Genomic DNA, 10,030 nt, shown 5'->3' on the forward strand with positions numbered 1-10,030 from the left:
TCCGCACGAGCCGAAGAGCACTTAATGTGCTCTTCGTGCGAGCAGGACTGTTTGAGCATGGAGCAAAACCTAAGCCCTGCGGCGGAAGGGGACGGACGACTTACTCCGTCTCGCCCGGTCGAGCGCCGCGGGCCAGGGCGTCCTGGTACTCCTTGACGGCCTTGAGCCTCTGCATGGGCTTCAGTCGCTCGAACATGGTATTGCCGTGCAGGTGATCAATCTCGTGCTGCAGACACACGCAGAACAGGTCGCCAGTGGCCTCATAGCGAATCAGGTTGGCGTCCAGGTCGTACGCCTCGACGACGACATGATCGGGGCGCTCAATCTCGCAGCTAATGCCGGGGATGGAAAGGCAGCCCTCGCTAAATGGAACGAGATGGTCGCTCTGCTCAACAATAACAGGGTTGATGAGCACGTACGGGTCGTAGTCATTCTTGTCGCTGTAGTCGCAGTCGATGGTGACGAGCTGAATGAGCTCGCCAATCTGCGGGGCGGCCAGGCCGCAACCGCCGTTGTCGAACATCATCTTCATCATCTTCTCGGCAAGTGCCTCGATCGCCGGGGTAATCTCCTCGATGACGGCGCACTCCTGACGCAGACGAGGGTCGGGCGAAAGTACGATTCCGTTGGCTTCCATGGCCATCCTTTCGGGTTGTTACATCAAATCATAGGCGTCGACGTCAACGCTCACGCTCACGCCGCGCACGGAGCCCGCCTCTTTGAGGCAGGCATCGATATCATCAGAGACATGGTACCCCACGGGCGACTTCACAAGCAGGTGGAAGCGATAACGGTCCTTGGCTCTCTCGATTACACACGAAGCCGGGCCAAGCACCTGGGGCACGGCACTCCCCGCCCGCAAAAAGTCGGGAGCGGCGGCATGCCAACGGCGCTTGAGCAGCTTTGCGATGCGCCCGATATAGTCCTGAGCGTCATCCGCGTTCGCGGACCACACCAAAATGTTGACCAGGCGCACGAAGGGCGGATACAGCGCGTCGCGACGTTGGTCCAGGTCGTAGTCGGTAAAGATCGAACGGTCGTGCTCGGCGACGGCGCGAATGACCGGGTCCTCGGGCAGATAGGTCTGGATGACGACCTCGCCAGGGCGATCGCCGCGTCCGGCACGGCCCGCGACCTGCTCCAGCAAATCGTAGGCGCGCTCCCCCGCTCTAAAATCGGGCAGCTTTAACGCAAAGTCGGCATTGACCACACCCACAAGCGTGACCTCGGGAAAGTCGAGGCCCTTGGCGATCATCTGTGTGCCCAGCAGCACCGCGCAATCGGCGGCATCGAACTGCTCGAGCAACTTTTTGTGCGCGTCCTTGCCACGCGTGGAATCGGCATCCATGCGAATGATGGCGACATCCTCGGGCAGCATCTGGTGCAGCGCGTCCTCGATCTGCTGCGTGCCCAGGCCCATTTTTGCCAGATAACGACTGCCGCATTTGGGACAGCGGCTCGTGGGCGCCGGATAGGGCTGCACGTGCCAGGACGATCCGCAGGTGTGGCACTGCAGCGTATGCGTGCGCTCGTGGTACGTGAGCGCGGTGGAGCAGTGGTTGCAGGTGGGAACGCAACCGCACTCGCGGCACATCAAAAACGGCGCAAAACCGCGGCGGTTGTGCAGCAGAACGGCCTTCTCGCGGCGTTCGACCACGCGTTCCAAACCTTCCATCAGCGGTTTTGAAAACATGGAGCGGCTGCCGTGCGAGAACTCGCGGCGCAGGTCGGCAATGCGGACCGTGGGCAACACGGCGTGTCCCGGGCGCTCGGGCATCTCGACACGCGTCCAGGTGGCACCGTTGTACGTGCCGCGGCGGCAGCGGTCGAGGGCCTCGGCAGAAGGCGTGGCCGAGCCCAGCACGAGCGGGCAGCGATAGCGGCGCGCCATCTCGGCCGCCACCTCGCGCGCATGGTAGCGCGGACTGGAGCCCTGTTTGTAGCTGGTCTCGTGCTCCTCGTCGATGATGATGAGGCCCAGGTCGCTGAGCGGGCAAAAGAGTGCCGAACGCGCGCCGACGACAACACGGGCGGCGCCACTTGCGACCATATCCCACTGGTCCAGGCGCTCACCGGCCGAAAGACGGGAATGGAAGACCGCGACCGTCTCGCCAAAGCGCGAACGGAAGCGGCCGACGGTTTGAGCCGTCAGCGAGATCTCGGGCACAAGCACGCACGCTGAGCGCCCGGCCGCGAGCACGCGCTCGATAGCGGAGAGGTAGACCTCGGTTTTACCGGATCCGGTGACGCCGTCGACAAGGACCACATCGCCGTGTGCGTCCAGGCGAGCACGCTCAATCTGCGCGAGCGCCTGCTGCTGGCCGTTCGTGAGCGCGACCGGCGCCTTGCCGCTTGCCGAGGACAACGTGGTCTGCTCGCTGCAGCCACGCCAGGCGCGGCGCTCCTCCACCACCACGACGCCGCGTTTTTCGAGCGCCTTGATGGTCGCCGACATGTTGTTGTAGAGCAGGTTGAGATCGCGCGTCGTGACGGGGCCGCACTGAAGCGCCTCGATGAGCTGGCGTTGGCGAACGGCAGTCTTGGGCGGCGTATAGTCAAAGCCATCGGGCGTAAGCATCACCCAGCGGTTTTGGATAGGCTTGACGGCGGGGCGCTCAACGGTCCACACGCCGTCATCGCCCTTGACCACGCGCGGACTTCCACCCGGAGGCAAGAATAGGCGCAGGCACTCGGAAAGCGTCGCGACGTACTCGCGACTCATCCAGCGCGCAATGCGTGCAGCCTCAGCGGTAAAGAGCGGCTTGCTGAGGATAGCCTCGATAGGCTTGATGCGCGCGGGGTCGAGGGCGTCGTTACCTTGTAGGTTGGCAAGCTCGGGCGCGATGTCGACGATATAGCCCGCGGCCGCACGGTTGCCAAAATGGACTAGGACGGTGGAGCCGATCTGGGCATCGTTGGCGAGTGACTGCGGAATGCCGTAGGCAAACGGCTCGGACAGCGCACGGGTCGGGATGTCGAGAACCACGCTCGCGTAGGCGGCGACGGGCTCAGATGCGGGCTCGGGCTGCGCCGGGGCGGCAGCAGGGGCCGCGGACTTCGGAGCTTCCTTAGGTTCCGGCGAACCAAACAGCGAAAGTTGCTCAGCCATGGTCTCTGCACCTCCCATCCCATACGTCTTTAGAAACAAGAGCCCCGCTCGGGTGAGCGGGGCTCAGATACATGCGTTTACGCTACTGCTACAGCGCCATCGTGCGGGCGCGGTCGATGCGCGCCAGGCAGTCGTCGCGGCCGACGAGCGCCATGGTCTCGCCCAGCGGAGGGCTCACCATGTTGCCGCAAACGGCGACGCGCACGGCCTGGAACACCACGCGCTTCTTAAGGTCCATCTGCTCGGGCAGCGGCTCAAGCGCGGCGTCGATGTTGGCAGCCGTCCACTCGGTAACACCCTCGAGCGCGACCTTGGCGGCATCCAGGATGGCACTCATGCCTTCCTTGGCCAGCCCCTTGTTGACGGACTTCTCATCATACTCGAGCGTATCGGCCGTAGCGAAGATGGGAGCGGCGACGGTCACGGCGTCGGCCGGCATCTTGGTGCGCGGCTTGACGATGGCAGCGAGCGCGTCGATCCAGTCCTCGCCGTACTCGACGTTGCCCTCGATGAGGCCTGCTTCGTGCAGCTCGGGGACCATGATCTCGTCGGCAAACTGGGCATCGGTCATGCCGTTGATGTACTCAGCATTGACCCAGTCGAGCTTCTTGGGATCGAAGGTCGCCGGGTTCTTGGAGATGCGGTCGAGCGAGAACTTGCTGGCCAGGACATCACGCGGGATGATCGTGGTCTCGCCGTCGAGCGACCAGCCGAGCAGCGCCAGGTAGTTGACGAAGGCGTCGGGCAGGTAGCCGGCATCGCGGTACTCCTCCACCGAGGTGGCGCCATGGCGCTTGGAGAGCTTCTTGCCGTCGGCACCCAGGATCATGGAGATATGGGCAAACGTGGGCACGGGCGCACCGAGGGCCTCGTAGACCATGACCTGGCGCGGGGTGTTGGACAGGTGGTCGTCGCCACGAATGACATGGGTAATCTTCATCATGGCGTCATCGACGACGGTCGCGAAGTTGTACGTGGGCGTGCCGTCAGAGCGGAAGATGACAAAGTCGTCGAGCTCCTTGGCGTCGAAGGTCACCTCGCCGTGGACGGCGTCATGGATGACGACGTCGCCGCGGTCCTCGGGCACCTTGATGCGCAGGACGTAGGGCTCGCCGGCCTCGATGCGGCGGCGTGCCTCCTCGGGATCAAGATCGCGGCAGCGGCGCTGATAGCCCTGGAAGGGGTCTTTGCGCTCCTGAGCGGCCTTGCGATCGGCGTCGAGCTGCTCCTTGGTGCAGAAGCAGGGATAGGCCTTGCCCTCATCCCAGAGCTTCTGGGCGGCCTGCTTGTACAGGTCCAGGCGCTCGGTCTGGGCATAGGGACCAAAGTCGCCACCCACCTCGGGACCCTCGTCCCAGTCCAGGCCCAGCCAACGCATGGCGCGCAGGATGATCTGCGTGTTCTCGTCGGTGGAACGGGTGGGGTCGGTGTCGTCGATGCGCAGGATGAACGTGCCGCCGTTTGCGCGGGCAAAAGCCCAGTTATAGATAGCGGTGCGGGCGCCGCCGATGTGCAGCTTGCCCGTCGGTGAGGGTGCAAAGCGGACGCGAACGTCTGATGCCATGGAAATCTCCTCGATTGCAGGATGGATGTCTAACTGCACCAGTATAAAGCAACAATGCCCACCTCCGCACAAAGGGCATCGACCTACTCATTGGGGACAGGCTTAAATGACTACCCAATGAGCACCCGACTGGTCATTTAAGCCTGTCCCCAATGAGTGGGTGCGGAAAGGAGTGGGTGCGGAAAGGGTGTGAATGTTGGATTTACGCGCTATGATGTCCCCTTGCATACAGAGCCCGGCGGAATGGTAACGGTCGCCGGGACGCGTTTTGAAAGGACAATCATGTCAGAAGAACTTCGTTCCATCCCACCCCAACACGGGTCCTTTGTGTTTACGTCGGAGTCGGTGACCGAAGGTCATCCCGATAAGATCGCCGACCAAATCAGCGACGCCGTCCTCGACGCAATCCTCGCCAAAGAAATAGAGCTGCAGGAGCAGGGCTACATCGCCCCCAACGGCGTGCCTGCCAACGTGGAGAACGTCCGCTGCGCCTGCGAGACCCTCGTGACCACCGGCACCGTCATCGTCGCCGGCGAGATTCGCACCCAGGCCTACGTCGACGTACAGGAAATCGCCCGCGGCGTTATCCGCCGCATTGGCTACAACCGCGCCAAATTCGGTTTTGACTGCGACACCTGCGGCGTCATGAGCCTCATCCACGAGCAGTCGCCCGATATCGCCCAGGGCGTCGACGAGTCCTTCGAGACCCAGACCGGCGCTACCACCGACCCGATCGACCTGATCGGTGCCGGCGACCAGGGCATGATGTTCGGTTATGCCTCCAACGAGACCAAGACCCTCATGCCCATGCCGCACTACCTGGCAAGCCGCCTGGCCGAGCGCCTGGCCGCCGTGCGTCACGACGGTACCCTCGCCTATCTGCGTCCCGACGGCAAGACCCAGGTCACCGTGCGCTACGAAGATGGTAAGCCCGTCGAGGTCACGACCATCGTCATCTCCGCGCAGCACGCCGCCGAGATCGAGGACATGGGCAAGATCAAGGCCGACCTCATCGAGCACGTCATCACCCCGGTCATGGCCGCTGAGAACATGCCGTGGGACAACGCGGACATCTACGTGAACCCCACCGGTCGCTTTGTCGTGGGCGGCCCCATGGGCGACACGGGCCTCACCGGCCGCAAGATCATCGTCGATACCTACGGCGGCTACGGCCGTCACGGCGGCGGCGCCTTTAGCGGCAAGGACTGCACCAAGGTTGATCGCTCCGCCGCGTATGCCGCGCGTTGGGTCGCCAAGAACGTGGTCGCCGCCGGTCTGGCCGACCGCTGCGAAGTCGAGCTTGCCTACGCCATCGGCGTTTCCAAGCCCCTTTCAATCATGGTCGACACCTTCGGAACCGCCAAGGTTGCCGAGGACACGATCGTTGAGGCCGTAGAGAAGACCTTCGACCTGCGCCCGGGTGCAATCATCCGCGACCTAGACCTGCGTCGCCCCATCTACGAAAAGACAGCAGCCTACGGTCACTTCGGCCGCGAAGACCCCGACTTCACCTGGGAGAAAACCGACCGAGTCGAAGAACTCAAAGCAGCCTGCGGCCTGTAATTAAGAACCGCTAAGGTCACAACAACATATGCACTTTCAAAAGAAGTACCGGTTCCAACCGGTACTTCTTTTTTTATTTAACCGGTAGCGAAGATGAGCCGACCTGGAACATGGAATAGGTCACAGGCCGATAAATTTTGCAGTATAGCAACTCCAACCATGTATCCTTAGTCCCGAGGGGCGGGGCATAAGGTCGATCGCGAGTTCCGCACGAGCCGGAGAGCACTTAATGTGCTCTCCGTGCGAGCAGGACTGTCCGAGCAGGCGACCTTATGCCCCGCCCCTCGGGACGACGGGACAGATTAAAGGAGCACCCATGGCAGGCAAGCCGCAAACACTAGCTACGACCTCGGCATTCGAGATCTTGGGCCCCGTCATGGTCGGCCCCAGCTCATCGCACACCGCCGGCGCCCTGCGCTGCGCCCAAGTTGCCGCCAGCCTGTTAGAAGGCCGCATCGCCAAAGTCACCTTTGGCCTATGGAACTCCTTCGCCCACACCTACCGCGGCCACGGCACCGACCGTGCGCTCGTCGCGGGCATCCTGGGCCTCGACACCGATGACGAGAACATCAAGCAGGCCTTCGACCTCGCTCGCGAGCAGGGCCTCGAATATCACTTTGACATCAAGGGCGACGACGCCTCCATCCACCCCAACACCGTCGACATCGATATGGTCGACGACACGGGCGCCACGGCGCAGGTCCGCGGCGAGAGCCTGGGCGGCGGCAAGATGCGCATCAGCCGCATTAACGGCGTCGGCGTCGACATCTCGGGCATGTATTCCACGCTCTTCGTGGCGCACAAGGACGTTCCCGGCGTGCTCGCCGCGCTCACGAACCTGCTCGCCTACGCCCACGTGAACATCGCCTTCTGCCGCACCTACCGAACCGAAGTGGGCGGCCAGGCCTACTCCGTCTTTGAGACCGACGGTGCGCCCGACGACACCGTCGTCCCCATGTTACGCAAGCTCGACAATGTCGATTACGCGACCTTTATCGAGCTCCCCGGTTCTGCCTCGTCGCTCTCCCCCGGCGTCTCGGCCAAGGAGATCTTCGACGACGGCGAGCAGCTGCTCGATGCGTGCGAGGAACTGGGGCTCAGCATCGGCGCCGTCATGGCCGTGCGTGAGGCGCGCCTGACCGGCGAAGCCCACGCCGTCGACGCCATGCGTCGCGTGCTCGACGTCATGCGGGAGGAGACCACGGCCCCCATCGCCAATCCGCAGCGATCGCTCGGCGGGCTTATCGGCGGCGAGGCCAAACTCGTCGATGCCACCGGCCGCAACGATTTGAGCACGAGCCTGATGGGCACCGTCCAGACCGACGCCGTAGCCCGCGCCATGGCCGTGCTCGAGCGCTCGGCCACGATGGGCGTAATCGTCGCAGCTCCGACGGCAGGATCCGCGGGTGTTGTGCCCGGCTGCGTGCTGGCGCTCGCCGATCGCCTGCAGCTCGACGACGAGCAGGTCATGGACGCGCTCTACTGCGCAGCCGCCATCGGCCTCAACCTCACCACAAGCGCCTGCGTCGCCGGCGCTGAGGGCGGCTGTCAGGCCGAGGTGGGAAGCGCCGCCGCCATGGCGGCCGCCGCGCTGGTGCAGATGCTCGGCGGCACGCCCGAGCAGGCGCTCGACGCCAGTTCCATCGCGCTGAGTAACCTGCTGGGCCTCGTTTGTGACCCCGTCGGTGGCCTCGTGGAGGTGCCCTGCCAAAACCGCAACGCCATCGGCGTGGCAGCGGCCTTTAGCTCGGCACAACTCGCCCTCGCAGGCATTAAGAGCTTGGTGCCGTTTGACCAGATGGCACATGTCATGCTCTCGGTGGGCCACGCGTTGCCAGCCACGCTGCGCGAGACGGCAAAGGGCGGCATCGCGCAGGCTCCGGCCGCACTTTCGGCCTGTGCAAAATGCGGCGTGTGCGGATAGCGACAAAGAACGACTCAAAGGTGGGACAAATGTCCCACCTCTTTTGAATGCCACCGTTTCCGTACCACAAACAGCAGGGCAATCGCTATAATGCAAGCCCAGTAAAAACACGATGAACCGCAAGGCGAAAATCGAAGGATATGCATACGATGTCGCAAAACGATCGAACTCAACTGATTCCCGATCCGCAGCAGCCGAGCAGGCACGCCGGAGGCGTTCAGTCGCCGCGTCCTATCGCGCCGAGCCACGGTCAGCAGCGTGGTGCGGCAAACGCTTCTCAACGCCCGAACCAACAGCGACAGCAGCGTCAACAACGTCAGCAGCACCAGGCAAACGGCAATGCGCCCAAGCAGCCCCCCACGCACGCTCGAGGCGATCGCGGCCCCGCGCGCAAGTCCGCCGGCAACAATAAGTCGGGCAAAAAGACGACGCTCTTTGTCGTCCTGGGTCTAATCGTCATTGTCTATATCGTAGGCGTCGTAGCATTTTCGCAGGTAGCCTACCCCAACACCACCATCGCCGGCGTCGACGTCTCGTTCTCCAACGCTTCGTCTGCCGCCACCAAGGTCAACTCGGCATGGAAGCACTATAAGCTCACCGTGACAGGCGATGACTTTAACTGGACCTATCAGCCCGAGTCCGATGAGCCCATCGTCGACGGTGAAGCTGCCGCAAAAGAGATTATCAGCCACAACGAAGCCTTTGTATGGCCGGTCCGCCTTGTGGAATCCTTAAGCGGCAAGACCAAAACAACCGCTACCTCCAACGAAGTCGATCTTGATCAAGACGTCGACCTGTCCATGCTCTCCGACACCTTTGACCAAAAGAAGTTTGAGAAGGATCTGGGCGCCGCCATCGACGAGTTTAACGAGGGCCGTTCGGGCACGTTCGAGGCAAATAGCTCCTATGACGAGCAGGCCGGCAAGTTTACCGTCGAGAAGGCGCGCTCCAACGAAAAACTCAACCGCGAGCATGTCATTAAATATGCCGAGCTCGAGCTTGCCTCGCTGGCCGAGACCGTAGATCTTTCCAAGCTCGGCAACGATGCCTATGAGCCGCTCAATGGAACGCTGACCGATGATCAGATTCAGGCCGCATGCGATGCCGCCAACAACTTCCTGGGCGTCAACGTGACCCTCAAGCTCAACGGCGAGGATGCTGGCAAGGTTGATGGCAGCTCCGTATTGCAGTGGATCAGCTTTGCCGATCCGGCCAACCCAACGCTCGATACGACGCAGATCAGCAGCTGGGCAGCCGAGCTCGCTAACGGCTTTAATACCGTGGGCTCCACTCGCTGGTGGACGCGCGCCGATAGCAAGCAGTGCGCCGTCGAAGGCGGTGACTTTGGTTGGTCCATCGACAGCAGCTCGCTCGCCAAGCAGGTCGAGGACGCCATTAACAACCAGCAGACTGGCGAAATCGAGATCAAGTACTCCCAGAAGGCCGACACCTTTACCGCAAAGGGAGAGCCCGACTGGAAGGCGTATATCGACGTCGACTTGTCCGAACAGCACGCGCGCTACTATGACGAGAGCGGAAATATCGTTTGGGAGGCCAACTTTATCTCGGGCAAGCCGGGCGAGGACGCCACGCCCGAGGGCGTCTGGCAGATCAACAGCAACGACGGCGGCAGCACCCTGATCGGAGCCAAGGACCCCGAGACCGGCAAGCCCAAATACGAGAGTCCGGTGAGCTACTGGATGCCGTTTGAGGGCAACATGATCGGCTTCCATGATGCCACCTGGCAAAACGACAAGAGCTTCGATAACGCCGAGTCGTACAAATGGTGCGGCAGCCACGGCTGCATCAACCTGCGCCTGGCAGACGCCAAGGCACTTCACGACTGCATCAAAGTCGGCCTGTGTGTGGT

At 62.6% G+C, this 10,030-nt stretch carries 6 protein-coding genes; 3 read left to right on the plus strand and 3 right to left on the minus strand.

Features of this window, described 5'->3' with window-relative positions:
• Positions 1–100: 100 nt before the first annotated feature.
• From def to gltX, 3 genes are all read right to left on the minus strand, one after another.
• Positions 101–637, minus strand: a complete 537-nt coding sequence (gene def, locus ABHR76_RS00490) for a peptide deformylase (protein ID WP_346976476.1) — start codon at positions 635–637, stop codon at positions 101–103.
• Positions 638–655: 18 nt separating this feature from the next.
• Positions 656–3,109: a replication restart helicase PriA gene (gene priA, locus ABHR76_RS00495; RefSeq protein ID WP_346976477.1), complete on the minus strand. Its 2,454-nt coding sequence runs from the start codon at positions 3,107–3,109 to the stop codon at positions 656–658.
• A gap of 88 nt (positions 3,110–3,197) precedes the next feature.
• Positions 3,198–4,673 (minus strand): glutamate--tRNA ligase, encoded by a 1,476-nt coding sequence (gene gltX / locus ABHR76_RS00500; protein ID WP_346976478.1) that lies wholly within the window; start codon positions 4,671–4,673, stop codon positions 3,198–3,200.
• 282 nt (positions 4,674–4,955) lie between these two features.
• Between gltX and metK the strand changes: the two genes are divergently transcribed.
• From metK to ABHR76_RS00515, 3 genes are all read left to right on the plus strand, one after another.
• The gene (gene metK / locus ABHR76_RS00505) at positions 4,956–6,236 is read left to right on the plus strand and encodes a methionine adenosyltransferase (protein WP_346976479.1); all 1,281 of its coding nucleotides are present in this window, start codon (positions 4,956–4,958) and stop codon (positions 6,234–6,236) included.
• Between the two features lie 316 nt (positions 6,237–6,552).
• On the plus strand, positions 6,553–8,160 hold the full coding sequence (sdaAA, locus tag ABHR76_RS00510; RefSeq protein WP_346976480.1) for an L-serine ammonia-lyase, iron-sulfur-dependent, subunit alpha: 1,608 nt from the start codon (positions 6,553–6,555) through the stop codon (positions 8,158–8,160).
• Positions 8,161–8,309: 149 nt separating this feature from the next.
• Positions 8,310–10,030 (plus strand): L,D-transpeptidase (locus ABHR76_RS00515; RefSeq protein ID WP_346976481.1); only part of this gene is annotated, 1,721 nt, incomplete at its 3' end.

Source organism: Collinsella aerofaciens, assembly GCF_039752985.1.
Taxonomy (GTDB): Bacteria; Actinomycetota; Coriobacteriia; order Coriobacteriales; family Coriobacteriaceae; genus Collinsella; species Collinsella aerofaciens_BT.